Here is a 26136-nt window from a genome sequence, read left to right on the forward strand (position 1 = left end):
GGGCGGACGGGCGGACCGAGGTGGGAGCGATGGCCGAGGAGCGCAGCGAACTCAGCCTCGACGAGGCGGTCGAGCTGACCCGTACCGGCGACGTCTGGGTCTTCCGGGGGCGCAGCGTGCCGGATCGGGCGATCCAGTTCACCACGAACAGTCCGGTGAACCATGTCGGAATGTCTGTGGTCATCGAGGACCTGCCGCCGTTAATGTGGCACGCCGAACTCGGCCGGTCGTTGCCCGACATGTGGTCGGGCAACCATCACCGGGGCGTGCAACTGCACGACCTGCGCGACGCGGTCCGGATCTGGGGAGTCCGGTACGGTCAGCGCGCCTGGCTGCGGCAACTCGAACCGCCGGTCGACGACGAGATGGAGAACGGGGTGCTGCGTACCATCGCCCGCCTGGACGGAACGCCGTTCCCGTCCACCGCCCAACTCGCCTGGCGGTGGCTGCGTGGCCGGGCGCCCGCCGTGCGCCGCCGACCGAGCGACAGCACACTGAACCTTTTCCAACCTGAACCGCGCGGCGCTCACACACCGCGTCCGACCTCGCGCGCCGACGGACCGCAAGGAGAGGTTGAAAAAGGTTCACTGGAGACGGCGTACTGCGCCGAGGTGGTCGCGGCGACCTACCAGGCGATGGGGCTGCTCCCGGCCGGACGCCGGCCGAACTGGTACGACCCCGGGCGGTTCTGGAGCGGCGACGACCTCGAACTCTCCGCCGGACGGCGGCTCGGCAACGAGATCTCGGTGCGGATCCCGGCTCGGTGAGCGCACCCGAACCGACCCGGCCGCGGTTGCTGGCGGCGGCGCCGTGGATCGTCGTGCTGGCCGGCGTCCTGGTCATGATCGTGCTCTTCGCGTTCGCCAGCGGACTCTTCCCCGGCGACCGGCGCACCTCCGGCGCACCCGATCCGGCCTGGCCGTTCGCCCCGGGCGCGACCCCGGCACCGGGGGCGTCCGCCACCGACCCGGCGACTCCGGGCGGTTCGCCGCCGGCCGGTTCGCCGAGCCCGACGCCGACCTCGACCAAGCCCAACGGCGGCAAGCCGGCGGCGTCCCGGGCCGCGCCGCCGCGTACCACATCGGCGCAGGCCCGGCCGACGACCTCCGCGCCGAGGCCGCCCGAGCCGCTGACCGGCCGCTATCGGGTACTCGCCGACTACCGCGACTCGTTCATCGCCGAGGTGCTGGTCCGGAACGAGGCCGGCTCGGCGCAGTCCTGGACCGTGGAGCTGCGGTTCCGCGACGAGGTCGACGACCTGCGGGGCTTCTGGGTCGAGGGTGCGCCCCGGCCGTCGGTGGACCGCGACGACGGGCGGTGGATCTTCCGGAGCGGGGCACCGCTCTCCAGTGGACGTTCCGATCCGCTGCGGTTCCAGTTCGAGCGCTGGGGCGACGGCGAGCGGCCGATCAGCTGCACGGTGAACGGTCGGGCCTGCGAGATCCAGTAGTCGCCCGGAGCAGTTCGGCGGTCTCCCGGTGGCCAGCGTGTACCGCCCAGTCCAGCGGTGTGGCGCCGGTGCCGGAGTCCTCCCGGCGGTCCGGGTCGGCGCCGTACGCCAGCAGGGCCACCACCTGCGGCACGTCGTCCCGGAGCACCGCCGACGCCAGCCGCTTGCCGAGTTTCTTGCGTCGTCGTGCCCCGAGCTTCGTCCACTGTCGTCTCCGTACCGGGCCAGGGTAGGAGCGCCGGCCAGCCGGTGCCGCCGGATTTCGCGCGCCCACCGTCGATTCCGCCGATAGCGCGGTGTCGGACCGAGCCCGGGCCGGGACGAGCCCGGGGCCGGAGTGGCCCGGATGGGTGACGGGGGAGTGGTCGCTGCGCAGACTGTCGAGCTGGGTGCACAGCCGGGGCGGGCGCGGCGTCGCGGAGCGGGTGGTGCCGGCGAGACCCGGCCGGGTCAGCGGCCGAGGAAGGTACTGGTGGCGGCGCGGATCGCGGAGACGAAGGCGGCGGTCGCCGGATGGCTGGCGCCGCCGCGCCGGTACGCGATCCGGGTCCGTCGCCGGGTGTCCAGCGGCACCAGCCGGACTCCGACCGGTGGCTGCGCCGCGGCGAGCTGCGGGATCACCGAGACCCCCTGCCCGGCGGCGACCAGGGCCAGCACGGTGGCGAAGTCGTCGGCGTGGTGCCGGGCCAGTGGGGTGAAGCCGGCGGCCCGGCAGACGTGCAGGGTCGCCGTGTGACACAGGGTGCCGGGACTGGCCAGGATCCAGGCGGCGTCCCGGGTGTCCCGGAGCGGGTCGGCGGCTTCGGGGGCGCCGGCGGGCACGGCGAGGAAGACCGTCTCGTCCAGCAGCGGCACCGTGTCCAGCCCGGGATCGGACTCCACCGGTACGACGTCGTAGTCGTGCAGCAGGCCCACGTCGAGTCGGCGTTCGCGCAGCCCGGCCGGTACCGCCACCGGGTCCAGTTCGGTCACCCGCAGTTCCAGCCCGGGATGCTGGTGGCCGAGTGCGACCAGGGTGGCCGGGAGCAGCGTACGGACCGCGGTGGGGAAGGCGCCGATCCGCAGCGGGCCGGTCGGTCCGGTGGCGACCGCGGCGAGCGCGGCCGTGGTCTGCTCCAGCGCGGTGAGCACCGTCTCGGCGTGCCGGACCAGCACCCGGCCCGCCGTGGTGAGGGTGACCCGCCGTCCGGTGCGCTCCAGCAGCGGTACGCCCGCCTCCCGCTCCAGCACGGCCAGTTGCTGGGAGACCGCCGACGGGGTGTAGGTGTGCGCCTGCGCGACGGCCGCGATCGTGCCGAGCCGGGCGAGGTCGCAGAGCAGCCGGAGCCGACGTACGTCGAGCATCAGCAAAGCTTACGCTTCTGTTCAGAAAGCGATGCTAGACCTTACGGGTCTGCCTACCGGACGCTGTGATCATGACGTTAACCGGTGTGTACGTACCGCTGATCACCCCGTTCGACGCCACCGGTGCGGTGGCGCTCGGCGCGCTCGAAGCCCTGACCCACCAGGTGCTGGCGGCCGGTGCGGCCGGCGTGGTGGCCCTGGGCACCACGGCGGAGCCGGCGTCGCTGAACGTCCGGGAGCGCCAGGCCGTGGTCGACGTCGTCGCCCGGGTGTGTCGGGAGCGGAGCGCCCCGCTGATCGTCGGAGCCAACGCGGTGGAGGCGGTGGCGGCGCTGCCCGGCCGGGCCGAGGTGGTGGCGGCGCTGAGCGTGGTGCCGCCGTTCCTGCGCCCCGGCGAGGCGGGGGTGATCGCGCACTTCGCGGCGCTGGCCGCCGCCAGTCCGGTGCCGCTGGTCGTCTACCACGTGCCGTACCGGACCGGTCAGCACCTCTCCACGGGTGCGATCCGGCGGCTGGCCGCGTTGCCCGGGGTGGCCGGGATCAAGTACTCGGTCGGCGGCATCGACAGTGGCACCGTCGAGTTGCTGGCCGAACTGCCGCCCGACTTCGCGGTGCTGGGCGGTGACGACGCGCTGATCTCGCCCTTGCTGGCGCTCGGCGCGCACGGCGGCATCCTGGCCTCGGCACACGTCGGCACCGCCGCCTTCGTGGAGCTTGCCGAGGCGTGGCGGTCCGGCGGGACGGCCCGGGCCCGGGCGCTCGGGCACCGCCTAGGCACGCTCTCCACCGCGCTCTTCGCCGAGCCGAACCCCACAGTGATCAAGGCGGTGCTGCACGCGCAGGGCCGCATCCCGACCCCCTCGGTACGGCTGCCGCTGGTGCCGCCCCGCCCGGAGACCGTACGGGCGGCGGTGCGGCTTGCGCAAGATGATGGATGGCTGACGCTTTCGTTGCAAGGTCTTGCATAGGCTTTCCGCAAGGGACTAGCGTGCGGGCGAATTCAGCGACCAGAGGAAGGCCGTCGATGAAGCCGCTGCCGTCGACCGTCGTGCCACGCACCGTCCTGCCGCGTACCGTCCTGCTGGTCCTCGCCGCCGCGCTCACGCTTCCGCTGGCCGGAGCCGGCGCGGTTGCCGGACCGGAGTTCAGCCCGGCCGGTCGGCCGGGGGCGGCCGGCGACCGGGACGTGACCGGCGACCGGGACGCGGCTGGCGGCCGGGACGTGATCGGCGACCGGGACGCGGCTGGCGACCGGGACGTGATCGGCGACCGGGGCGCGGCCGGCAGCGCCGCGCTCGCCGCACAGTGGACGGCGGAACCGTCGGCCGATTCGCTGCTCGACGCGGCCGCCGCCGACCGGGGCCGGGCCGAACAGTTCTACTTCGCGCTGCCGGACCGGTTCGCCAACGGCGACTCCCGCAACGACCGGGGCGGGCTGACCGGCGACCGGCTGCGCACCGGGCACGACCCGACCGACAAGGGCTTCTACCACGGTGGCGACCTGCGCGGCCTGCTGGAGCGGCTGGACTACATCCAGGGGCTCGGCACCACCGCGATCTGGCTGGCCCCGGTCTTCGCCAACCGGCCGGTGCAGGGCAGTGGAGCGGACGCCTCGGCCGGCTACCACGGCTACTGGATCACCGACTTCACCCGGGTCGACCCGCACTTCGGCACCAACGACGACCTGCGCAGGCTGGTCCGGGAGGCACACCGGCGGGGCATCAAGATCTATCTGGACGTCATCGTCAACCACACCGCCGACGTCATCCGGTACCCCGGTGGCCAGACCGGCTACCAGGACAAGGCGAGCCGGCCGTACCGGGACGCGCAGGGACGGCCGTTCGAGGACCGCAACCACGCCGACGGCAGCCGTGGCTTCCCGGCGGTGGACCAGGAGTCCTTCCCGTACCGGCCGACGGTCGCCAGCGGGGCGGACCGCCGGGTCAAGGTGCCGGCCTGGCTGAACGACCCGACCATGTACCACAACCGGGGCGACTCGACCTTCGTCGGCGAGAACAGCGAGTACGGCGACTTCGCCGGCCTGGACGACCTGTGGACCGAGCGTCCCGAGGTGGTCCGGGGCATGACGAAGATCTTCGCCGACTGGGTCACCGAGCTGGGTGTCGACGGCTTCCGGCTGGACACCGCCAAGCACGTCAACCTGGAGTTCTGGCCGCAGTTCCGGGCCGGTGTCGAGCGGGCCGCGCAGCGGGCCGGCAAGCCGGACTTCTTCATGTTCGGCGAGGTCTACGACGCCAACCCCGAGGTCACCTCGACGTACGTTCGCCGGGGCGGGCTGCCGGCCACCCTCGACTTCACCTTCCAGGACGCCGCCCGGGGCTACGTGGCGAGCGGCGGCTCGGCTAAGGCCCTCGCTCACGGCTTCGCCGCCGACGACCTCTACACCGCCCGGGACACCGACGCGGGTCGGCTGCCGACCTTCCTCGGCAACCACGACATGGGCCGGATCGGGTCGTTCATCGCGAACGGCGGCACCGACCCGGCCAGCCATCTGCGCCGGGACCAGCTCGCACACGAGCTGATGTTCCTCACCCGGGGACAGCCGATCGTCTACTCCGGCGACGAGCAGGGCTTCACCGGGCCGGGTGGGGACAAGGACGCCCGGCAGGACATGTTCGCCTCCCGGACCGCCGACTACCTCGACGACGACCTGCTCGGCACCGACCGGAGCCACGTCGTCGACCAGTACGACTCCGCGCACCCGCTCTACCGGACCATCGCCGAGCTCGGTGCGCTGCGCAGGGCGCATCCGGCGCTGCGCGACGGCATCCAGGTAACCCGGTACGCCGCCGACGGCCCCGGGGTCTTCGCCTTCTCCCGGATCGCCCCCGCCGACCGGGTCGAGTATGTCGCCGCCGTCAACAACGCCCCGACCGCGCAGACCGTCACCGTCGACACCTGGTCGGCCGGCACCCGGTTCACCGGCCTCTACGGTTCCGAGGTGACCGCACAGGCCGGTCCGGACGGGAAACTGACCGTCACCGTGCCGCCGCTGGCCGCCGTCGTGCTCCGGGCGGGCGCCCCGATCGCCCGGCCGACCGCCGCGCCGAGCGTCCGGATCACCGACCCGGCACCGGACGCGGCCGTGCCGACCCGGGCCGGGGTGGTCGCCCAGGTCACCGGGGACCCGTTGGCCACCGTCACGGTGGCGGCCCGGGTCGACGGCGGCCCGTGGACGCTGCTCGGCCAGGCCCGCAACCAGGGCGGGCCGGTACCGTACCGGGTGTACCACGACCTGCACGGGTTGCCGGGAGGTGCCCGGATCGAGTACAAGGCGGTGGTGCGGGACTCGTCGGGGCGTACCGGCACCGCCCGGTCGACGGCGACGGTGGGCACCCCGCCCCGGGCCGACGCCCGGGACTGGCTGGTGGTGCACTACCAGCGGTCGGCCGGCGGGTACCCCGACTGGCAACTGCACGCCTGGGGCGACATCGACCCGGCGTACCAGACGCCGTGGCCGACCGGGCAGCCGTTCGCCGGGGAGGACTCGTACGGCCGGTTCGCCTGGGTGAAGCTGAAGCCGGGTGCCGGCAGCGTCGGCTTCCTGGTGGTGGACGCCGCCGGCAACAAGGACGTCGCGGTGGACCGCAGCGTCGACGTGACCCGGACCGGCGAGATCTGGCTCAGGCAGGGCGACCCGACGGTCTATCCGAGCCGCCAGGCGGCCACCGGCGAACCGGACCCACCGGTGGACGAGAGCGTGGCGGTGCTGCACTACCGCCGGGCCGACAACGACTACGCCGGCTGGGGGCTGCACGTCTGGGACGGCGCGGCGAACCCGACCGACTGGGCCGACCCACTGCCGCCGGCCGGCCGCGACGAGTTCGGGATCACCTTCCGGGTGCCGCTGGCAGCCGGGGCGACCGGGCTGAGCTACATCATCCACTCTGGAGACACCAAGGACCTGCCGGACGACCAGCGGCTGGACTTCGCCGGCGCCGGTCGGGAGGCGTGGCTGCTCGCCGGCACCCCCGGCCGGCTGTTGCCGGCCACCGGCAGCGCCGCTCCGGACCTCGACATCACGAAGCAGCGGGCACACTGGATCGACCGGTCCACCCTGCTCCGGCCACCGGGGCAGCCCACCGACGGCCGGCGCTACGCCCTGGTCAGCGCCCCGAACGGCGGGTTGGCGGTGCGGGACGGCGAGCTTGTCGGGACGTACGCCGAACTGCCGTTGCGGGCGGTGCCGGGCGGGCCGACGGAGGCCCAGCGCGGGAGGTTCCCGCATCTGTGGCAGTTCCAGGCCCTCAAGCTGGACCCGCGCGACCAGGCCGAGGTGCCGGCGGCGCTGCGCGGGCAGCTCGTGCTGACCGAGCGGGACGCCGCCGGGGCGCTGCTCGGCGCGACCGGGGTACAACTGCCCGGGGTGCTCGACGACATCTACGCGCCGGCCACCGCAGCCCGGCTCGGCCCGGCCGTCGACAAGGGACGGCCCAGCCTCGCCGTCTGGGCACCGACGGCCCGGAACGTCACCCTGGAACTCTTCGACTCGCCCGGCGCGGCGGCCCGGGCCGTGCCGATGCGCCGCGACGACCGCACCGGCGTGTGGTCGGTACGCGGCGATCGGAACTGGCTCGGCCGCTACTACCGGTACCGGGTGCAGGCGTGGCAGCCGGCGGCACAGCGGATCGTCACCGCCTCGGTCACCGACCCGTACTCGCTGGCGCTGACCGCGAACTCCACGCACAGCCGGCTCGTCGACCCGACCGACCCGGCGCTGGCCCCGGACGGCTGGGCGGGGCTGCGCAAGCCGGCGGCGGTGCCACCGACGCGTACCCAGATCCAGGAGGTGTCGGTCCGGGACTTCTCGATCGCCGACGCGTCGGTGCCGGCGGAGCGCCGGGGCACGTACCTGGCCTTCACCGATTCGGCGACCACCGGGATGCGGCACCTGCGGTCGCTGGCCGACGCCGGAGTCAGCCACCTGCACCTGCTGCCGGCCTTCGACTTCGCGACCATCCCGGAACGCCGGGCCGACCAGGCCGCGCCGCCCTGCGACCTGGCGGCGCTGCCGGCCGACTCGGACCGCCAGCAGGAGTGCGTCGGCGCGGTCCGGGACACCGACGGCTACAACTGGGGGTACGACCCGCTGCACTACACCGTCCCGGAGGGCGGGTACGCGGTCGACCCGGACCGGCGCACGGCGGAGTTCCGGCAGATGGTGGCCGGAGTCAATGCGGCCGGGCTGCGGGTGGTGCTGGACGTGGTCTACAACCACACCTCGGCGGCCGGCACCGACCCGAGATCGGTACTGGACCAGATCGTCCCCGGCTACTATCACCGGCTGCTCGACGACGGTACGGTCGCCAACTCCACCTGCTGCGCCAACACCGCCCCGGAGCACGCCATGATGGGCAGGCTGGTGGTCGACTCGGTGGTGACCTGGGCGAAGGCGTACAAGGTCGACGGGTTCCGGTTCGACCTGATGGGGCACCACCCGAAGGCGAACATCCTGGCGGTGCGGGTCGCGCTGGACCGGTTGACGGTGGCCCGGGACGGCGTGGACGGTCGGGCGATCCTGCTCTACGGCGAGGGCTGGGACTTCGGCGAGGTGGCCGGCGACGTCCGGTTCGTCCAGGCGACCCAGGCCAACATGGCCGGCACGGGTATCGGCACCTTCAACGACCGGCTGCGGGACGCGGTACGCGGCGGCGGGCCGTTCGACGCCAACCCCCGGGTGCAGGGCTTCGGCTCGGGGCTGTTCACCGACCCGAACGGCGACCCGGTGAACGGCACCCTGCCGGAGCAGCGGGCCCGGCTGCTGCACCAGCACGACCAGATCAAGGTCGGGCTGACCGGCAACCTGGCCGGCTACCGGTTCGTCGCCTCGGCCGGGGAGACGGTGACCGGGGCGGAGGTCGACTACAACGGCGCGCCGGCCGGCTACACCGCCGCCCCGGGCGAGGCGGTCACGTACGTGGACGCGCACGACAACGAGATCCTGTACGACGCGCTGGCGTACAAGCTGCCGGTCGGGACGGGAGCGGTGGACCGGGCGCGGATGCAGGTGCTGTCCCTCGGTACGGCGGTGCTGAGCCAGGGGACCGGCTTCACCACGGCGGGAAGTGAGCGGCTGCGCTCGAAGTCGCTGGACCGCAACTCGTACAACAGCGGGGACTGGTTCAACCAGATCCGCTGGGACTGCGCCGACGGGAACGGGTTCGGTGTCGGGCTCCCGCCGGCCGCCGACAACGCCGACAAGTGGCCGTACGCCCGGCCGCTGCTGGCCGACCCGAAACTGGTACCGGACTGCGCGGCGATCGAACTGGCCGAGGAGCGCTACCGGGAACTGCTGCGGGTACGGGCATCGTCGCCGGTCTTCGGGCTTACCGACGCGGCCCAGGTGCAGCAGCGGGTGTCGTTCCCGCTCTCCGGGGTGGACGAGACGCCGGGTGTGCTGACGATGAGGCTGGACGGGGCGGGGCTCGACCCGCGCTGGCGGTCGGTGACGGTGGTCTTCAACGCGACTCCGGCGACGGCGACCCAGACCGTTGCCGGGTTGCGCGGTGCGGCGGTGACGCTGCATCCGGTACTGCGGGACTCGGCGGACCCGGTACTCCGTACGGCGTCCTTCGACCGCTCCAGCGGCACCTTCACCGTCCCGCCCCGTACCGTCGCCGTGTACGTCGAGCCGCGCTGATCTGGAGGCGAGGCGCGGGGCGGGAGTTGTAAGCATTCGCTGCCCGGCCAGCCGGTTCGGGTCACGGCTGGCATGGGCACTCGCAGCGCCAGTCCCGGAGCGCGGCGGCCGGATGCCGCGCCGGGTCATCCTCAATGCAGTTGTGCGCCTCGTCCCCGGCGGCCAGTGCGGTGGCGCACCGGACGCACAGGTGGAGCGGCACAGAAACGTTGGTCACGCTCGGGTCGGGCTTCCAGGACACGGACGCGCTCCTTGCACCGAAGACGGCAGGCCCGGCCACGGAGCCCTGGTCACGTAGCCGGGCCGCCTTTCGCCCCGCCTGGTTTGCCGACCGGAGGGGCCTGCTGTTGAACCTCCCACAGCTAGCCTTGGGTAGTCAATGGCTTCCCGTCGGTGCTTTCCTATAGGTGCCGACCGGAGGGATCACCGTGCCACCGCGCTACCGCTACGAGGAAATAGCCGATGACCTGGAGAGGCGAATCGAGGCGGGAGAGTTCCCGCCCGGCTCCAGACTGCCGAGCCGACGAGAACTGATCGAGCACTACGGCGTCACGGAACCGGTCATCGACCGGGCCATGCAGAACCTTCGCGCCAAGGGCATCACCGAGACCCTGCCCGGCGTCGGGGTGTACGTCCGGGAGCGTTGAGGGGCAACGCCGCCGAATCGGCATCGTGAACACGCTGGCGCTGACCTCGGTGCGGAGGCCAGCCGGAGTCGGGCGCGGGCGGCGGGCGGTTAGGTCGGTCGGAGCCGGGGTAAGCGACCGCCCGGAGACGTAGGGGTGGGCAGAGGCGACCGGGGTCGCCGGACATCGACCAGCCGGGGGGTGGCGTGCCATGTGCGCCCGTCGGATCGACGAGTACGGCTATCTCGCCGACGGCCGGTCCGGGGCGTTGGTCGGCCGGGACGGGTCCGTGGACTGGTGGTGCCCGCCCCGGTTCGACGCGCCCTCGGTCTTCGCTCGACTGCTCGACGAGAGCGGTGGGCACTGGTGGATCCGCCCGGCAGGCGAGTACCGGGTCGAGCGGAGCTACCTGGACGACACGCTCGTGCTGCGTACGGTCTTCCACACCGAGGGCGGGTCGGTGGCGGTCACCGATGCCCTGGCCCTGGGCCACGGCCGGGGGCACGAAATCGGCCGCAGCCCGCCCGGCCTGCTCCTGCGGCTGGTGGAAGGGCTTGCCGGGCAGGTGCCGATGGTGATGTCCTACGCACCCCACTTCGAGTACGGCCGCGTGCGGGCCTATCTCGAACGGCGCGGCCAGACCGTGATCGGGACCGCCACCGGCGGCACCCTCGGGATGACCGCGAGCGTGCCGGTGGACTGCCACGAAACCACGGCCTCGTCGTCGTTCACCATCGGGCCGGGCCAGCGGGAGACCTTCTCGTTGGCCTACTGGTCCAGCTACCGGGAAGACGCGCCGATACCTCCCGACGTGTCGGCGGCGCTCTCCGACACGGTTGAGGCCTGGCGCTCCTGGATGGCGGAGCACGACTACACAGGGGAGCATTCGGAGCTGGTACGGCGCAGTACGTTGCTGCTGATGGGATTGACCTACCAGCCCAGCGGCGGTGTCGTCGCGGCGGCGACCACCTCTGTGCCGGTGCGGCCGGAGGGTCACGACAATTACGACTACCGCTACGTGTGGCTGCGCGACTTCAGTCTCACCCTGCGCATGCTGTCCGTCGCGGCCTGCCCGAAGGAGGCGGACAGGCTGTTCTGCTGGGTGGCCGAGTCGATCGGCGACGCACGGCTGGCACCCGTACCGATCATGTTCGGCGTGGAGGGAGAGCGGGATCTGGCCGAACGTGAACTCGGGACGTTGGGCGAGCCGGGCGAGAACGATCCGGTGCTGCTCGGCAACGACGCCTGGCACCAGCGCCAGCAGGACGTACTCGGCCAGGTGCTCGACGCCGCGTGGTTGCTGCGCAAGCGCCTCGACCCCATGCCCAAACCGGTACGGCGGATGCTGCGGTCCCTGACCCAGCGCGCGGTCGAGACGTGGCGGCTACCGGATTCGGGCATGTGGGAGCTGCGGGGCGAGGAGCGGCATTACCTCACGGCCAAACTGGGATGTTGGATCGCACTGGACCGGGCCGTACGGTTCGACGCCATGCTGGGCGAGCCGGCCGAGGTGGCGCGGTGGGCGGCCGCCCGCGAAGAGATCCGGGAGGCGATCCTGCGGTACGGCTGGAACCCCCGGCTCGGTGTCTTCACCGACGCGTTCGGGTCGGACCGGCTGGACGCGTCGGTTCTCGTCCTTCCCCTGGTCGGGTTCATCTCCGCGACCGATCCGCGGATGCGCGCGACGATCGAGCGGATCGAACGGGAGTTGACCACCGACGGGCTGGTCCGGCGCTGGTCCGGCGACTCCGCCGGCTTCGTCATCTGCTCGTTCTGGTTGGTGGGTTGTCTCGCGCTCCTGGGCGAGCAGGATCGGGCCGACGCGCTCTTCACCCGGATGGTGGCCCGCGCCAACGACCTCGGCCTCTTCGCCGAGCAGATCGACCTGCGTACCGGTGAGCAACTGGGCAACTTTCCGCAGGCGTTCTCGCACATCGGGCTGATCTCGGCAGCCTGGCGGCTCACCTCGGCCAAGACGGGCCGGCCCACGCCGATCACCACGGTGATTTGAGGTGCCCGGCCGGCAGGGTGCTGATGTGCTCCAGCACCGAGCGGAGGATCGCGTACGACTCGTCGTCGTCCTCGGTCCCGGTGTGCGGGGCCCGGAACCGGCTCGTCTCCTCGGCGACGTCGGCAAGATGCCACCAGCCGCGATGCAGCTCCAGCATCTCCGGCAGCGGCGTCACGCCGGTGGCCTCGGCATAGGCGTCGAGCACCGACCCGTCACCGGGCTCCATCAGCCAGAGGTCGCGCTCGGGCGGCGCGACCCGTACGGTGTCCCAGTCGATCAGCCGCCAGCCGTCGGCGGTCCGCATGGTGTTGCCGGGATGCGGCTCACCGTGGGTGAGGACCATCCGGTCCGGTCGGGCACGGGCCGCCAGCACGAGTTCGGCGTGCCGGGCGAGCAGCCGGCGTACCGGTGCCGCGTGCGCGACGAGCAGCCGGGCGGCGAGCCGGGCGTACGGGCCGGTGTCGGGGACGTCCCCGGTGCCGGCCAGGCCGACCTCCAACTCGTCCCGGTGCGGGATGGCGAAGTCGTCGACCGGGGCATCGTCGCGGGCCGCCGCCGGCGCCGCGTGCACGGCGATCACCCGATCGAGTACGCCCCGACGGTGCGCGGGGGAGGCCCACTCGGCCCACCGGAAGCTCTCCCCGTCGACGTACGGGTAGACCGCGACGCCGAACCGGTCGCCTGTCCGGACCAGTGGCTCGCCGTCCCGGGTCGGAATCGGGGCCACCACGAACCCGCAGCCGTGCTCGTGCAGCCGCCTGGCGGTGCCGAGCGCGGCCCACAGCCGGGCGTACGCCGCGTCCAGCGGGTCGGCCAGGGTGAGCCGCTTGGTGGCCAGGTCGTCGACGGAGACGAACCACCGGCCGCCCTCGGTATCGACGACCTCCCAGTGGTGGCTGCCCCGGCCCACCGCGCGGTATTCGAGCGAGGCGATCCCGAGCCCCCACTCCCGGACCAGCGCCGACCGGAGCACGTCCTCGGGAAGGTCGTCCGGCGGCGTCAGCACCCGTCCACCCTGTTACCGGGGCGGTACGGCGGGCAACCGGTTTTCCCAACCGGGTCTACCCGGGGCAGGAGGATCAGCTTCCCGGCGTACCCGGGGCGGCGAGCGCGAGGCGCACCGGTCTCATGGCGGCAGGCTACCGATCCCGCGCCACCGCCGAGGCCCCACCCTGCCGCTCCTGAGCCGGCCGAACCGCTGCACCCGTCCCCGCCACCGGGCGGCACCGGTGGCGGAGAACGGGGCAGCGGGTACGGGGGTGCGACGGAGCGCTCAGCCCGCCGCGAGTGTGTCGGTCAGCCGGTCGCCTCGATCTTCAGCAGGTCGACCTGACCGAACGCGTCCAGCTCGACGTTGCGGACCCGGGTGGAGTGGCCGAAGTTGTTCTGGCCGAACCGGAGCGGGATCACCGGCATCTCCCGGGCCAGGATCTGCTCCGCCTCCTGGTACTTCTTGATTGCCTCCTCCTGGTTCGGCGCCCGCTCGCCGTCGGCGACCAGCCGGTCGAACTCGGCGTTGCTGAAGCCGTAGTAGTTCGACGACCCGTCGGTGGTGTAGAGCGGCCCGAGGTAGTTCTGCATCGACGGGTAGTCCATCGACCAGGCCATCCGGAACATCCCGACCGGGGTCTTCACCTCCACCTTGTTCAGCAGGTCGGCGAACCTCGCCTCCGGGGTACTGGTGCAGTCCACCCCGAGGTTGTTGGCGAGCTGGTTGCAGGTGGCTTCGATCCACTCCTTGTGGCCGCCGTCGCCGTTGTAGGAGATCTGCAACTTCGCCGGCCCGCCGGCCGCCTGGTAGTCGGCCTTCGCCCGGGCCGGATCGAACTGGCACGCCTCGCCGCAGGTGTCCGGCCGGGCACCGGCGACCAGCGGGGAGACGAAGGACCGGGCCGAGGTCTGCGAGTCCTTGAAGATCGTCTTTACCAGTTCGTCCCGGTCGATCGCCATCGAGATCGCCTTGCGTACCTCCGCCTTGGCGAATTCCGGCTGGAAGGTGGGGAAGGCGAGGAACTGGAACGACGACAGCGGGCTCCTCTTGAACCGGTCACCGAGGTCGCCCGACACGGTGCCCAGCGCCTCGATCGGCACCTGCCGGGTCACGTCGTTGTTCCCGGCGAGCAGGTCGGCGTAGTCGGCGGTCAGCACCTGGTAGATCTGGAAGACCACGCCGCCGACCTTCGGCTTGGGGCCGGGGTGGGCGTCGTACCGCTCGACCTCGATCCGGCTGTCGTGCTGCCAGGTGCCCTTCATCTTGAACGGGCCGTTGCCGATCGGGGCCTCCTCGAAGCCCTCCTTCAACACCCCGTCCGAGGCCCAGGCGGCGTTCGGCAGCGGCGCGAAGACGTGGTAGCCGAGCACCGACTCGAACTCCGCGAACGACCCGGAGAGGGTGATGGTGAAGGTGAGGTCGTCGACCTTCTTCAGGCCGGTCAGCTTCCGGGCCTTCGGCTCCGGGCCCTTCTGCGGACCCTCGCCGTCCGGGTCCGTCGACTGGAGGTCGTCGTACCCCTCGATCTGGCCGAAGAAGTACGCCCCGCCGTTGGCGTTCGGCCCGTACGCCGCGTGGTTCCAGGCGTTGATGTAGCTGTCGGCGGTGACCGGCTCGCCGTTGTGGAAGGTGTACCCGCCCTTCAGCTTCACCGTCCACAGTGTGTTGTCGGTCGACTCGATCGACTCGGCGGCCACCTCGAACGGCTTCTTGTTCTCGTCGAACTCGACCAGCGGGGTGTAGAGGGCGGCCAGCACCTGCGCCCCGGCGCTCTCGGTGGTGTTCGACGGGATCATGTGCTGCGGCTCGGCGATCCCGATCCGCACCACGGCGTCGGCGTCCGGGGTGCTCGAGTCCTCGCCGTCGCCACTGCACCCCGTCGCGGCGAGTACGACGGCCAGCGCCGCCGCGCTCCAGGTCATCCGTCTGGACACCGGCATGAGGACTCCTTTACATCGGCGCCGCACCGCGAGCACCGGACGGCGTGACCTCGCCGGGCGCGACGGTCGTCCGTCCGGCCGGACCGGGCCATCACCGGCCGGCTCCTGCCTCCCAGTTACGAGCCGATCAGCCCGTGCCGGCAATGCTTTTGACTGGGTCCAAACCGTCCGGAGAGCCGACAACTGGGCGGCGAGGTGATCGCGTCTCGTCAGCAGACAACAGCCGGCCGGTGCGGCTCGGCCGAGGCGTGGAGGTGGTGATGATCCGGATCTGGTTGGGCCCCGAGGACATCGCCCGGACCCGGATCGCACCCGTGCCCCTCCCGCTGTACGAGGTCGTCGTCAGCCTCGCCGGAGCGCCGGCCGACGGCCCGGCCGATCCGCTCGCCGGACCGGAACTCGCCGGCTGGCTGCGCGAGCTGGCCGAGTCGACCGGTGTCGGCCCGGGCGGCCGGCGCAGGTCGACGCCGGTCCCGGTCTCCCGGGCCGGTTCGGCCGACCTGCTCGCCCCGCTCTCCGAGGACCGGACCCTGGAGGGCGCGCTCGCCTGGCTGCTCACCAGCTCGGCACGCCGGGCCCGGAGCCTTGCGGCGGCGGTTCGCGGCTACTACGACCGCCGGGTCGCCGCCGAACTGGCGTCCTGGGAGTCGGTGGTCCGGCTCGACGTCAACGAGCGCAGCCGTGCCCTAGCCACCGGCGGGGTGGAGGCGCTGCTGGCGATGTTCGACCCGTGGGCGGCATGGCGTAACCCGGTGCTCTCGGTGACCTCCGCCGTCGACCTGGACCTGCGGCCGAACGGCGCCGGCCTGCTGCTGGTGCCGTCGGTCTTCGCCCGGAAGCTCTGGATCGGCGGTCAACCGGACTCGGTCGTGCTGGCCTATCCGGTACGCCGGCCCCGCACCCCGGGCGGTCGTGCCCCCGGGCACCGGCCGGTTCCGGCGTACGCGCTCGGCGCCGCGGCGGCCACCGGCGATCCGCTGACCGCGCTGCTCGGGCGCTCCCGGGCGGCGGTGCTCCGGGCCGCCCTGGTCGGGGCGAACACCACCGACCTGGCCCGCCGGGCCGGCATCAGTACCCCGTCCGCGTCGCAGCATGCCAGCGTGCTCCGCGACGCCGGGCTGCTGCGCACCACCCGGCACGGCAAGGCCGCCCACCACACGCTCACCCCGCTGGCCCGCGCCCTGCTCACCGGCAACGACGCCGTCAGTCGCCGCTGACGGGCCTCGCCGCCCACCGGTCAGCGGCGGCGGGCGCCGGCCGGCCAGAGCACGGTCACCGGGAGGTTCCGGGACTGCGCCGCCCGGACCACGTCCGCGGTGTCCCCGACGTCCGCCGACGGGTTGCCGTCCCAGACCGCGAAGAGCCGCTCGCACCGGCGCAGCATCTCCAGGCTCGCCGCCAGGTACGCCTCCCGCCCGGAGCGCGGAAACGGCATGTACGACACCGAGGTGGCCCGGCACAGCAGCTCGTCGAAGGCGGACAGGTTGTGCGCCCGTACCGCCCGCTGCCGGTAGTCCCGGGCCGGGATCACCGCCTCGTAGCTCCCGCCGCTGGCCAGTACCGCCCGGGCGAAGAGCTGGTCGGCGCCGTCGGCGAGGCAGGTGATGCCGTGCAGCTCCGGCCCGGCGTACGGGCGAAGCTCCTCGGCCAGCCGGGCGTAGACCAGCTCCGCCGTGCCGTCGGCGAGCACTACGTGCCCGGTGACACCGATGCGGGCCATCCAGCACCGTCCGTTCGTGGTTACGCGTGCCCGACGCGGACGATCCGAAAGCCCGCGTCGGCCAGGATGACCGGAAGTTCCCGGACCGCCTCGTGGTTACGCTCCCGGAGATCTTGCCGTAGATCCTCCCAGGGGCTCAATGCCGGATGCAGTCGTCGCTCGTCGTCGCGGTGTGGCGCGTACCGCCACCCGCTCGCCACCTGCTCCGCCAGCCAGCGCTGGTGCTCCAGGACGGCCAGCCGTTCGATCTCCGGTTCCTCCAGGGCGTGCTCGTCGCCCGGCCCGACCCGGGGCGACAGGGCGCAGCCCAACTCACGCAGTTTCCGGCCGATGTCCTTGGCCTGGGCCCGGTTGGCCCGGCGCAGCGACTCCGGCAACTCCTCCCAGGGCACCAGGGCGGGATTGCCGCCGGGCCGATCACCGTGCCGGCGCCGGGCCACCACGTAACTCTCGTGGATCACCCGGGCCAGCCGTTCGACCAGGTCGTCTCCGATCAGCGCCGGGTCGCAGGCGGCGTGCACCACGCCGTAGAGCCGGAGCGCGCCGGAGAGGTCGTCGAGGACGCCGAGGCCGTGCCCGCTGCCGAACGCCTCCCGCAGGTTGGCCAGCCGGTCCAGCCGGACCACCATCGAGCCGGGCCCGCCGTGCCAGAGCTGCTCGGCGGTGAGCGCGGTCTTCAACGCCCGCTCCTCGTCGTCGTAGCAGATGAAGACCCGGTCCGGTGGGAGCGGGAAGCCGGCCCGGGGAAGCTGGCCGAGCAGCTCAGGGAGGCCGCCGTCGAGCGGGATGATCCGGCAGACCCGGGACAGGAACGGATAGCGGTGGGTGAGTTGGGCCGCCGCCTCGGTCGCCGCCTCGTCGACCAGGACCAGCGGGACCAGCCGGGCGCCGTGCGGGTCGCGTACCCGCCACCGCCGGGCCAGCTCGACGAGTACCGCCCGGCCGAACGCGGTGGCGCCGAGCACCACCACCCGGGGCGGCCGGCCGTCCACCGCGGTCAGCGGATCCTCGGCGAAGAGCTTCCGGGCGGCCAGGTCGTCGATGTTGAAGAAGTCCAGCCGGGCACCGGGGTGCCGGGCCAGCCCCAGGTGCCGGGCCTGGAGGGCGAGACAGAGTTCGGGGTCGGCGACCTGGGCGTACACCGCCAGTGGGGACCGGCCGTGCCGGGCGGCGGCCAGCCCGATCGCGGCGTTGGTCGCGCTGTCGTCGGTGCAGGCGTAGACCGCCTTGGCCCGCCCGATGCCGGCGCCGCGCAGCACGTTCGGGTCGCGGGCGGCCCGGGCCACCCGGCCGGTGCCGGACGGCGTCGTGTCGTCGGAGCGGACCGCCACCACCCGGTGACCGGCGGCCTGGAGCCGGCGGGCCAGGGTGTCCGCCACCAGGCCGTCGCCGCAGACGATGACGTGCCCCCGGGCGTTGCGGTCGCGCAGCCGGCGCAGCTCGGTGGCGAAGAGCAGCCGGCAGGCCTCCACCACGGCGTACGCGGTGACGGCCGGTGCCGCGAACCGGGCGAAGTCCAACAGCGGCGGAAACGGCCCACCCTCGTCCAGCGGCGGAGAGCCGAGTACGAAGAGCTGGAGGTCGTAGTAGATCAGGTCGTACGGGTTGTCGCCGTACCCGCCGATCCGGTTGATGTGCTGATAGAGCCCGATGTAGCCACAGACGAAGGCGACCACCCCGGCGAGCGCGAACACCAGTCTGAGCACACTCTTGGTCGGTGCGCGGGGCGGCTCGCCGAGGCTGTTTCCGGGCACCACACCTCTCCTGCTGTCCAGGTGCGACGACGCAGCGCCATCGTACCGTCGGGGTTTGCCCGCAGCGAACGTGAAACGATCGAGGGATTCTTCGTACCGGCGCGTCGCCGGCCGGGGAGGTGCCCGGCCGGCGACGCACGCCGGCTCGGGTCAGCCCGGCAGCCGGAATCCGGCGGCGCGCTGGGCCGCCAGCCACGCCTCCACCTCGTCGGCCCGCCGGGGCAGCCCCGCCGAGAGGTTGACCGCGCCGTCCGCCGTCACCAGTACGTCGTCCTCGATCCGGATGCCGATCCCGCGCAGCTCCGCAGGGACCAGGTCGTCCTCGGGCTGGAAGTAGAGCCCCGGCTCGACGGTCAGCACGTACCCCTCGCCGAGGGTGCCGTCCCGGTAGCTCTCCTTGCGCGCGTTGGCGCAGTCGTGCACGTCGAGCCCGAGCATGTGCCCGAAGCCGTGCAGCGTCCACCGGCGGTAGACCATCGACGTCTCGTCCATCGCCTCGTCGACGCCGACCGGCAGCAGGCCCAGCTCGGCGAGCCCCTCGGCGAGCACCCGCATGCAGGTCCGGTGCACGTCCTTGAAGGTCACCCCGGGCCGGATGAAGTCGATGCCGGCCTGCTGGGCCGCGTACACGATGTCGTAGACCTGGCGTTGCAGCGGGGAGAAGGTGCCGGAGACCGGCAGCACCCGGGTCACGTCCGCGGTGTAGAGGTGCCGCCCCTCCACGCCCATGTCCATCAGCAGCAGCTCACCCGGGCGGGTGATGCCGGTGTTGTGGATCCAGTGCAGGATCGTGGCGTGCTCGCCGGAGCCGACGATCGAGTTGTAGCCGACGTCGTAGCCGTCGTGCCGGGCCCGCAGCCCGAAGACCCCCTCCAGCAGCCGCTCGCTGACCGGTCGGTCGGCCGGCAGCACCCGGGCGACGTCCTCGAACCCGCGTACGGTGGCGTCGATCGCCTCCTGGAGCTGGGCGATCTCCCACTCGTCCTTGACCAGCTTCTGCTCCGACAGCAGCGCGGCCAGCTCGCGGTCCCGGCCCAGCGGGGGCTCGGAGTCCTCGGCCGCTCCGCTCTTCGGCGGCTCGTACGGCCGCACCGCACCGTCCACCGCCCGGTCCAGCCCGCGTAGCACCCGGGTCCGCCCGGGGGCGCAGTCGGCCAGCGCCGCCGGCAGGTCGGCCAGGGGCGCGGTCTCGATGCCCAGCTCGGTCGCCTTCTCGGCCAGGGTGTGCCGGCGGCCTACCCAGAGTTCGCCGTCCCGGCTGCGGAAGAACTCGTCGCTCTCCCGGGACGACCGGGGACGCATGTAGAGCACCGCGTCGTGGCCGGAGCCGTTCGGGCGCATCACCAGCACGCTGCCCGGGTCGTGGTCGCCGGTCAGATAGACGAAGTCGCTGCCGGGGCGGAACCGGTGGGCGGTGTCGTTGGCACGTACCTTCTCCGGGCCGGTCGGGATCACCAGGGTCTCGCCGGGGAGCGCGGCCGAGAGCGCCGCCCGCCGCTTGGCGTGGTTGGGTACCTCGGGGCGGGGACCGACCGGCAGGGTAGTGTCCCGCCAGCCCTGCCGCATGAACTCAAGGAACTTCTCCGGAAAGTCCGGGTCGTGTGACTCGGTCCGGGTCCCGTCCACCTCGGCCGGCTCCGCCGTGATGTCGGTGCGCTCGTCTGACATCGCCGCTCCTCCCTCGTCCGGCCCGTTCCGCGCGAGGGTGATCGGCGCGCGGCCGGGGGATCGATCCGATTCCCCGCCGGCCGGCGACCCGGTCCCTCGTCCGGCTGACCTGATCTGCGCTTCTGGCGTGCCCCGACCGTACCGTGCCTGGACGGGTCGTTCTCGGTGGCGGTGCCGGCACAGCGGGCGGGTCCGCGTGGAAAGATGACCGCCATGTGCGGACTCCTGGCCTTCTTCAGCGCGCACGGCAACGCCGGCGCACATCGAGACGCCCTGGCCGGTGCGTTGGAATGCCTGCACCACCGGGGACCGGACGAGACCGGTGTAGAGGTGATTTCCACCCCGGACGGGTACACCGACGCCGTCTTCGCGCACAAGCGGCTCTCGATCATCGACGTGGCGCTCAGCCACGAGCCGCTGCCGTACGCGGGTGGCCGCTACCTGCTGACCTTCAACGGCGAGATCTACAACTACATCGAGCTGCGCGAGGAGCTGGCCCGGGACTACGGCGCCCAGTTCGCCACCGCCGGCGACGGCGAGGTGATCGTCGCCGGCTTCCACTACTGGGGAGAGCAGGTGCTCACCCGGCTGCGCGGGATGTTCGCGTTCGTGATCTGGGACCGCCAGCAGCGCCGCGCCTTCGGTGCCCGGGACTACTTCGGGATCAAGCCGCTGCACTACCTCCAGACCCGGGACGGGGTCTACCTCGCCTCGGAGAAGAAGGCGCTGCTGCCGTTCGCGCCGTCGGCGCACGCCGGGGACGCCGGGGTGGACACCGCGAACCTGTCGCACTACCTGACGTTGCAGTACGTCCCCGAGCCCGGCACCCTGCACCAGGGCATCAACCGGATCGGCTCGGGGGAATACCTCACCTGGAGCCCGGGCCGGCAGATCGAGGTGCGCCGCTGGTACCGGCCGGTGTTCCGGCCCGCACCGGTGCAGGAGCCGCAGAAGCTCTACGACCGGATCCGGGAGACGCTGCGGGAGAGTGTCCGGATGCACATGCGGGCCGACGTGCCGGTCGGCTGCTTCCTCTCCAGCGGCATCGACTCGACCGCCGTGGTGGCGCTGGCCCGGGAGTTCAACCCCAACATCCTCACCTTCACCGTCGGGTACGACGTGCCCGGTTACTCCGAGATCGAGGTGGCCCAGGACTCGGCCCGGCACCTCGGGGTCACCACCATCCCGACCAAGATCGGCCCCCGGGACATGATGGAGGCGCTGCCGAAGATCGTCTGGCACCTGGACGACCCGGTCGCCGACCCGGCCCTGGTGCCGCTCTACTTCGTCGCCAAGAAGGCCGCCGAGCACGTCACGGTGGTGCTCTCCGGCGAGGGTGCCGACGAGTTCTTCGGCGGGTACACGATCTACCGGGAGCCGCTCTCGCTCGGCGCGGTCAACGGGCTGCCCGGCGGGGTGCAGAAGGGCCTGCGCGCGGTCTCCAAGGCGATCCCGCAGGGGGTCAAGGGCAAGAGCTTCCTGGAGCGCGGCACCACCCCGATCGAGGAGCGCTACTACGGCAACGCCCGGATGTTCACCGAGGAGGAGAAGCAGAAGCTGCTCCGCCGGTACGACCCGGGGGTGCGCTACACCGACGTCACCGCGCCGATCTACGCCGAGTGCACCGAGCTGGACGACGTGACCAAGATGCAGTACGTCGACCTCTACACCTGGCTGCGCGGCGACATCCTGGTCAAGGCGGACCGGATCTCGATGGCGCACTCGCTGGAGGTGCGGGTGCCGTTCCTCGACCGGGAGGTGTTCGAGGTCGCCGCCGGCATCCCGGTGGACCTGAAACTGCCGCCCCGCTCCGACGCGACGAAGTACGCGATGCGGCAGGCGTTGCAGGGCGTGGTGCCGCCGGCCATCGTCAACCGGCGCAAGCTGGGCTTCCCGACCCCGACCCGGGTCTGGCTGGCCGGCGAGATGTACGACTGGGCCCGGCACATCTTCTCGATCTCCGGCGCCGGTGACCTGCTCGACCTGTCGTACGCGATGCGGCTGCTCGACGAGCACAAGCGGGGCGAGGCCGACCACTCTCGCAAGATCTGGACCGTGCTGATCTTCTGTGTCTGGCACGCGATCTTCGTGGCCCGCACCCTGGACCCGGGCATCCAGCGCAACCAGTCGGCCCTGCTGACCAAGCCGGTGGTCGGCTCGATGGTGCGCTGACCACCCGGTCGACTCCCGGAGCGGAGAGCGAACGGGCCCGGCGCCGCCGACGCCGGGCCCGTTGCGTGGTGCGGTGGTGGTTACGAGCTGGTGCAGGCCAGCGTCGGGGCACCGCTGGTGTTGCCGCTGCCCACGAAACCGAAGGTGGCGCTCGCACCGGGGGCGAGGCTGCCGTTGTGAGCGACGTTCCGGACGGTCACCGTACTGCCGCTCTGGGTGTGCGTGCCGTTCCACAGGCTGCCGATGGTCTCGCCGTTCGCCCAGGTCCAGCCGGCCGTCCAGCCGCCCAGCGTGGCGGTGCCGCTGTTCCGGACCGTCACCTCGGCCTGGAAGCCACCGCTCCAGCTACCGGTCGACCGGTACGTCGCGGTGCAGGCGCCGGTGCCCGGGTTGTTGGTCGGCGGGTTGGTCGGGTTGCCGGTCGGCGGGTTGGTCGGGTTGCTGCCGCCCGGGCCGGCCCCGGTGACCTCGCCGTTGCCGCCGTCGAAGACCACGTCGGAGCAGCCGAAGAAGTTCTCGGCGCTGTCCGAGCGGACCCAGCGGGAGTAGATGATGTGCCGGCCGCTCTTGCCGGTCGGCAGCCGCCCGCTGAAGTAGTAGTGGCCCTCGTTGCTGCCGACCGCGCCCTGCTGCGGCGGGTTGGTCACCGTCAGGAACGGCGTGGACTCCAGGTCGCCCCAGCTCAGTGCCTGGGTCGGGCTGAAGCCGTCCCGGGTCACGTAGAAGTAGAACGTGCCGGGGTGGTGTGCCCAGTTGCTGTACTTGAAGTTGAAGTTGCCACCGGCGGTCAGGTGGGTCAGCGGCCAGTCGTTGCGGGCCAGGTTGTAGCCGCTGAAGCTGCTGTTGCCGCCGCTGCAGAGCTGCCCGTCCGGTACGAAGCCGGTGGTCCGGCCCGCCGCGTCCGAGCGCAGCACGCTGAACCAGTTGTAGAGCGAGTTGGCCCCGCTCTGCGCCACCGCGGCCGCACAGGCCGGGTTGTTCGGCCTGATGTCGCCCTGCGGGCTGAGCCCGTCCTTCCAGCAGAGGAAGGTACGGCTGCCCGGTGCCATGGCGGCACCGTGCGCGGTGACCGGAGTGGGATTGACCACCGTGATGACACCGGCGGTGAGCGCGGCCACGGCACCGAGTACCGCGATCCTGCGTAGACGTTTCACCGAGTTCTCCTTCTGGGGGCAGTGAACCTTCGGCAACCTCCCCTTGCGGTCCATGGCGGCCGTAGGTGGAAAACGGGCGCACTCGCCGCGCTGTTCGGCTTGAAAAGGTTCAGTGTCGCAGCTGGTAACCGACGCTGCGGACGATCTGCGGGGGACCCGCGACACGGCGGGCGCCCGCTTCCGACACTGGTTGCGGTATCGCCGGTCCGCCCCGCCAGAGGTGGTGGGCTGGTATCTGCCGGACGGCAGACGGGCGACACGGCGCACAGTCCGATCACGGATGTGTGCCCTTCGCGTGGCCCCTTGCCGGCACCCGGCACAGCGCGTCAGCCCCCGCACTGGCTCGGTACGGGCAATCGCATCACGGAACCCGGCCCGAGGCAATAGGAATCTCTCGATGAAATGTTTCCCGGCGGAACGGCTGGCCACCGGGTCGGACGTCCGGCCGATCCGTCCGGTCCACCGTCGCAGATCATGCTCTCCGGGCGGGAGCCGCGGCCGAGTCAGCCCGGTGGGCTCGACGGAACCGCCGGTGTGCCAGGGTCAGGGGGAACACCGGACTCGGCCGGTGCGATGCGGTGCGGTGCGGGAGGGTTCGGATGGGATACGCGGTGGTGCTGGGCGAGGCCCTCGTCGACCTGCTGGACGGCGAGCACGACGGGCAGCCCGTCTACCGGCAGGCGATCGGCGGGGCCCCGCTGAACGTGGCCGTCGGGGCGGCCCGGCTCGGCGCGGAGGTGGAGTTCGCCGGCTCGCTCGGCGACGACGTACTCGCCGGGCGGATCGCCGACTTCCTGGCCGTCGCCGGGGTGGGCCGGCGGGGCGTGGTGGTCCGCCCCGTGCCCACCGCGCTGGCCGTGGCCACCTTCGCCGGGGCGGAACCCGACTTCCGGTTCTACGGCGAACCGCTCTCCTACGGGCTGCTCGGGCCGGACGATCTCGACGTACCCCTGGTCGAGGGCGCCTCGGTGTTCTATGCCGGCTCGATCGTGCTGCTCTGCCCGCCGGTGCTGGCCGCCGCCCGGCGGGCCTGGACGCTCACCACCGGCCTGCGGGTCTTCGACCCGAACGTGCGGCCCCGGCTGCTGCCGGACCAGGCCGCGGTGGCCGGGCTCCGGGACGTGGTGGCCGAGTTCGTCGCCTCCGCCGACCTGGTCAAGCTGAGTGTGGCCGACGCCGAGGTGCTCTACGGCGACGCCTCCGCCGAGGCCGCCGCCGGGCGGCTGCACGACCTCGGCGCCGGGACCGTCGTGGTCACCCTCGGTCCGCGCGGCGCGCTGGTCTCGACCGCCGCCGACACCGCTGGAGTACGCCTGCCGGCGCCGGTGGTGGACGCCGTCGACGCGACCGGTGCGGGTGACTCGGTGATGGCGGCCCTGATCGCCGACCTGCTCGCCGACGGCCTCCCGGCGGACCCGGCCGGCTGGTCTGACCGGGTCGGCTACGCGCTCCAGGTCGCCGGGCTGGTCTGCGAGTCCCCGGGCGGCGCGGTCTCGATGCCGACCCGGGCGCAGGTCGCCCGCCGCTTCCCCCGCTGACCCGCCCCGCCGGCCACCACGCCACCGGGCACTAGACCGGTGGCGCCGGTCCCTCCACCGGCTCGCCGTACGAGCGCCGCGCGTCCAGGCCGGCCAGTACGCCGCGCTGGTCGCAGGTGAAGTCCGCGATCAACCGCGCCGAGATCCGGGTGGGCGCGAAGACGAAGACCAGATCGAGCAGCAACTCCAGGAAGGTGGCCCACTGCGGGGTGGCCGCGCTGCGTAACAGCCGCCGGCCACCCTCCTCGGTCACCCGTGCCTCGAACGTCGGGCTGCTAGGCGTCGCCGCGCAGTTCGGCGTAGCCGCGCTGGACGGCGGCGAGGCCGGCCTCCGGGCCGAACGGCGTGCGCTGGGCGACCCGTTCGGCGGGGGCCCGGTCGGCGTCGCCGTTGCGGATCAGCCAGCTCATGGTGGCCAGGTCGTCGTGCTGGACCCGGACGAATTCGGTGTCGACCACCGTGCCATGGCCCGGCACCACCACCGTGCCAGGGTTGAGGCAGCGGAGCAGCGCGGCGACCGTCTCCACCCACTCCAGTGGGAAGGCGTCCTCGAAGGCCGGCGGGCCGCTCTGCTCGATCAGGTCACCGGCGACCAGCACGTCGGCGTCCGGCACCTGCACCACCAGGTCACCCTCGGTGTGCCCCCGGCCGAGGTGGCGCAGCAGCACCGCCCGGCCGCCGACGTCGACCGTGGCCTCCTGGCGTACCGGGTGGGTGGGGGCGAGGATCGTGGTCCGGGCCAGCTCGGCGGCGAGCCCGGGGTCGGCCGGCAGCACCTCGTCGTACGCCTGCCGGCGCACCAGGGCGGGCTGATCGCGCAGCAGCCGGGCGGCCTCGGAGTGGGCGTAGATCGGCACCGGGCCGGCGGCGGCCAGTGCGGCGTTGCCGAAGCAGTGGTCGAAGTGGTGGTGCGTGTTGACCACGACCAGCGGGTCGGCGGTGAGCCCCCGGACGGCGGAGAGCAGTTCGGCTGCCTGGCCGGCGGTGGAGAGGGTGTCCACCACCATCGCCGCGCCGTCGCCGACCACCAGGGTCACGTTGACGTCGAGCAGCGGCTGGCGCAGCACGTACACCCGGTCGGCGATCTCGGTGAAGGCGACACCCACG

20 protein-coding genes are annotated in these 26136 nt (G+C 72.5%); 9 read left to right on the forward strand and 11 right to left on the reverse strand.

Annotated features, from left to right (window positions below):
- Positions 1-29 precede the first annotated feature (29 nt).
- The gene (locus tag ACQEVC_RS21405; RefSeq protein ID WP_432880226.1) at positions 30-767 is read left to right on the forward strand and encodes a hypothetical protein; all 738 of its coding nucleotides are present in this window, start codon (positions 30-32) and stop codon (positions 765-767) included.
- Positions 764-1450: a hypothetical protein gene (locus tag ACQEVC_RS21410; protein WP_432880229.1), complete on the forward strand. Its 687-nt coding sequence runs from the start codon at positions 764-766 to the stop codon at positions 1448-1450. The genes ACQEVC_RS21405 and ACQEVC_RS21410 overlap by 4 nt, the downstream gene beginning before the upstream one ends.
- On the opposite strand, the gene ACQEVC_RS21415 is transcribed toward ACQEVC_RS21410, so the two are convergent.
- Both ACQEVC_RS21415 and ACQEVC_RS21420 read right to left on the reverse strand, forming a co-directional pair.
- A complete protein-coding gene (locus ACQEVC_RS21415) occupies positions 1410-1724 on the reverse strand; it encodes an ankyrin repeat domain-containing protein (protein ID WP_432880231.1) in 315 nt (104 codons plus the stop codon). The two genes, ACQEVC_RS21410 and ACQEVC_RS21415, sit on opposite strands and share 41 nt — an antisense overlap.
- A 176-nt stretch (positions 1725-1900) precedes the next feature.
- On the reverse strand, positions 1901-2794 hold the full coding sequence (locus ACQEVC_RS21420; RefSeq protein ID WP_432880234.1) for a LysR family transcriptional regulator: 894 nt from the start codon (positions 2792-2794) through the stop codon (positions 1901-1903).
- 71 nt (positions 2795-2865) lie between these two features.
- Between ACQEVC_RS21420 and ACQEVC_RS21425 the strand changes: the two genes are divergently transcribed.
- Positions 2866-3762: a dihydrodipicolinate synthase family protein gene (locus ACQEVC_RS21425; RefSeq protein WP_432880237.1), complete on the forward strand. Its 897-nt coding sequence runs from the start codon at positions 2866-2868 to the stop codon at positions 3760-3762.
- 56 nt (positions 3763-3818) lie between these two features.
- Entirely contained in the window at positions 3819-9455 is a 5637-nt protein-coding gene (pulA, locus tag ACQEVC_RS21430; protein ID WP_432880239.1) for a pullulanase-type alpha-1,6-glucosidase, read from the forward strand.
- A gap of 61 nt (positions 9456-9516) precedes the next feature.
- On the opposite strand, the gene ACQEVC_RS21435 is transcribed toward pulA, so the two are convergent.
- Complete coding sequence (locus tag ACQEVC_RS21435) at positions 9517-9696, reverse strand: hypothetical protein (RefSeq protein ID WP_432880242.1); 180 nt, start codon at positions 9694-9696, stop codon at positions 9517-9519.
- A 166-nt stretch (positions 9697-9862) separates the two neighbouring features.
- Here ACQEVC_RS21435 and ACQEVC_RS21440 point away from each other — a divergent pair, with 166 nt between their 5' ends.
- Together ACQEVC_RS21440 and ACQEVC_RS21445 are read left to right on the forward strand one after the other, a co-directional pair.
- Positions 9863-10102 (forward strand): winged helix-turn-helix domain-containing protein, encoded by a 240-nt coding sequence (locus tag ACQEVC_RS21440; protein WP_432880245.1) that lies wholly within the window; start codon positions 9863-9865, stop codon positions 10100-10102.
- 190 nt (positions 10103-10292) lie between these two features.
- A complete protein-coding gene (locus ACQEVC_RS21445) occupies positions 10293-12092 on the forward strand; it encodes a glycoside hydrolase family 15 protein (protein ID WP_432880248.1) in 1800 nt (599 codons plus the stop codon).
- On the opposite strand, the gene ACQEVC_RS21450 is transcribed toward ACQEVC_RS21445, so the two are convergent.
- Positions 12076-13098: a phosphotransferase gene (locus ACQEVC_RS21450; RefSeq protein WP_432880250.1), complete on the reverse strand. Its 1023-nt coding sequence runs from the start codon at positions 13096-13098 to the stop codon at positions 12076-12078. The two genes, ACQEVC_RS21445 and ACQEVC_RS21450, sit on opposite strands and share 17 nt — an antisense overlap.
- 290 nt (positions 13099-13388) lie before the next feature.
- Positions 13389-15023: a peptide ABC transporter substrate-binding protein gene (locus ACQEVC_RS21455; protein WP_432880253.1), complete on the reverse strand. Its 1635-nt coding sequence runs from the start codon at positions 15021-15023 to the stop codon at positions 13389-13391.
- A gap of 260 nt (positions 15024-15283) precedes the next feature.
- On the opposite strand from ACQEVC_RS21455, the gene ACQEVC_RS21460 reads away from it, so the two are divergent.
- On the forward strand, positions 15284-16240 hold the full coding sequence (locus ACQEVC_RS21460; RefSeq protein ID WP_432880255.1) for an ArsR/SmtB family transcription factor: 957 nt from the start codon (positions 15284-15286) through the stop codon (positions 16238-16240).
- A 20-nt stretch (positions 16241-16260) separates the two neighbouring features.
- On the opposite strand, the gene ACQEVC_RS21465 is transcribed toward ACQEVC_RS21460, so the two are convergent.
- From ACQEVC_RS21465 to ACQEVC_RS21475, 3 genes are all read right to left on the reverse strand, one after another.
- Entirely contained in the window at positions 16261-16743 is a 483-nt protein-coding gene (locus ACQEVC_RS21465) for a hypothetical protein (RefSeq protein ID WP_432880258.1), read from the reverse strand.
- 20 nt (positions 16744-16763) lie between these two features.
- On the reverse strand, positions 16764-18497 hold the full coding sequence (locus tag ACQEVC_RS21470) for a RyR domain-containing protein (RefSeq protein ID WP_432880260.1): 1734 nt from the start codon (positions 18495-18497) through the stop codon (positions 16764-16766).
- Between the two features lie 150 nt (positions 18498-18647).
- Positions 18648-20165 (reverse strand): aminopeptidase P family protein, encoded by a 1518-nt coding sequence (locus ACQEVC_RS21475; RefSeq protein ID WP_432880262.1) that lies wholly within the window; start codon positions 20163-20165, stop codon positions 18648-18650.
- Between the two features lie 213 nt (positions 20166-20378).
- Between ACQEVC_RS21475 and asnB the strand changes: the two genes are divergently transcribed.
- Positions 20379-22337, forward strand: a complete 1959-nt coding sequence (asnB, locus tag ACQEVC_RS21480) for an asparagine synthase (glutamine-hydrolyzing) (protein ID WP_318399334.1) — start codon at positions 20379-20381, stop codon at positions 22335-22337.
- An 80-nt stretch (positions 22338-22417) separates the two neighbouring features.
- Here asnB and ACQEVC_RS21485 read toward each other — a convergent pair whose 3' ends face one another.
- Positions 22418-23545 (reverse strand): lytic polysaccharide monooxygenase auxiliary activity family 9 protein, encoded by a 1128-nt coding sequence (locus ACQEVC_RS21485; RefSeq protein ID WP_432880265.1) that lies wholly within the window; start codon positions 23543-23545, stop codon positions 22418-22420.
- A gap of 545 nt (positions 23546-24090) precedes the next feature.
- On the opposite strand from ACQEVC_RS21485, the gene ACQEVC_RS21490 reads away from it, so the two are divergent.
- Positions 24091-25029 carry a PfkB family carbohydrate kinase gene (locus ACQEVC_RS21490; protein WP_432880269.1) on the forward strand — a complete coding sequence of 313 codons (939 nt, stop codon included), beginning with the start codon at positions 24091-24093 and terminating at the stop codon, positions 25027-25029.
- 31 nt (positions 25030-25060) lie between these two features.
- On the opposite strand, the gene ACQEVC_RS21495 is transcribed toward ACQEVC_RS21490, so the two are convergent.
- Both ACQEVC_RS21495 and ACQEVC_RS21500 read right to left on the reverse strand, forming a co-directional pair.
- Complete coding sequence (locus ACQEVC_RS21495) at positions 25061-25282, reverse strand: hypothetical protein (RefSeq protein ID WP_432880272.1); 222 nt, start codon at positions 25280-25282, stop codon at positions 25061-25063.
- Positions 25283-25304: 22 nt separating this feature from the next.
- Complete coding sequence (locus tag ACQEVC_RS21500) at positions 25305-26135, reverse strand: MBL fold metallo-hydrolase (RefSeq protein ID WP_432891606.1); 831 nt, start codon at positions 26133-26135, stop codon at positions 25305-25307.
- Position 26136 lies beyond the last annotated feature (1 nt).

Origin of the sequence: Plantactinospora sp. CA-294935, from assembly GCF_050936445.1 — a bacterium.
GTDB lineage: Bacteria > Actinomycetota > Actinomycetes > Mycobacteriales > Micromonosporaceae > Plantactinospora.

What these genes read in the sequence shown, in the direction of transcription:
- ACQEVC_RS21455 (WP_432880253.1), bottom strand. Translation starts at nt 15,023, where the DNA reads ATGCCGGTGTCCAGACGGATGACCTGGAGCGCGGCGGCGCTGGCCGTC.
- ACQEVC_RS21445 (WP_432880248.1), top strand. Translation starts at nt 10,293, where the DNA reads ATGTGCGCCCGTCGGATCGACGAGTACGGCTATCTCGCCGACGGCCGG.
- ACQEVC_RS21465 (WP_432880258.1), bottom strand. Translation starts at nt 16,743, where the DNA reads ATGGCCCGCATCGGTGTCACCGGGCACGTAGTGCTCGCCGACGGCACG.
- ACQEVC_RS21405 (WP_432880226.1), top strand. Translation starts at nt 30, where the DNA reads ATGGCCGAGGAGCGCAGCGAACTCAGCCTCGACGAGGCGGTCGAGCTG.
- ACQEVC_RS21460 (WP_432880255.1), top strand. Translation starts at nt 15,284, where the DNA reads ATGATCCGGATCTGGTTGGGCCCCGAGGACATCGCCCGGACCCGGATC.
- pulA (WP_432880239.1), top strand. Translation starts at nt 3,819, where the DNA reads ATGAAGCCGCTGCCGTCGACCGTCGTGCCACGCACCGTCCTGCCGCGT.
- ACQEVC_RS21485 (WP_432880265.1), bottom strand. Translation starts at nt 23,545, where the DNA reads ATGGACCGCAAGGGGAGGTTGCCGAAGGTTCACTGCCCCCAGAAGGAG.
- ACQEVC_RS21490 (WP_432880269.1), top strand. Translation starts at nt 24,091, where the DNA reads ATGGGATACGCGGTGGTGCTGGGCGAGGCCCTCGTCGACCTGCTGGAC.
- ACQEVC_RS21420 (WP_432880234.1), bottom strand. Translation starts at nt 2,794, where the DNA reads ATGCTCGACGTACGTCGGCTCCGGCTGCTCTGCGACCTCGCCCGGCTC.
- ACQEVC_RS21475 (WP_432880262.1), bottom strand. Translation starts at nt 20,165, where the DNA reads ATGTCAGACGAGCGCACCGACATCACGGCGGAGCCGGCCGAGGTGGAC.
- ACQEVC_RS21425 (WP_432880237.1), top strand. Translation starts at nt 2,866, where the DNA reads ATGACGTTAACCGGTGTGTACGTACCGCTGATCACCCCGTTCGACGCC.
- asnB (WP_318399334.1), top strand. Translation starts at nt 20,379, where the DNA reads ATGTGCGGACTCCTGGCCTTCTTCAGCGCGCACGGCAACGCCGGCGCA.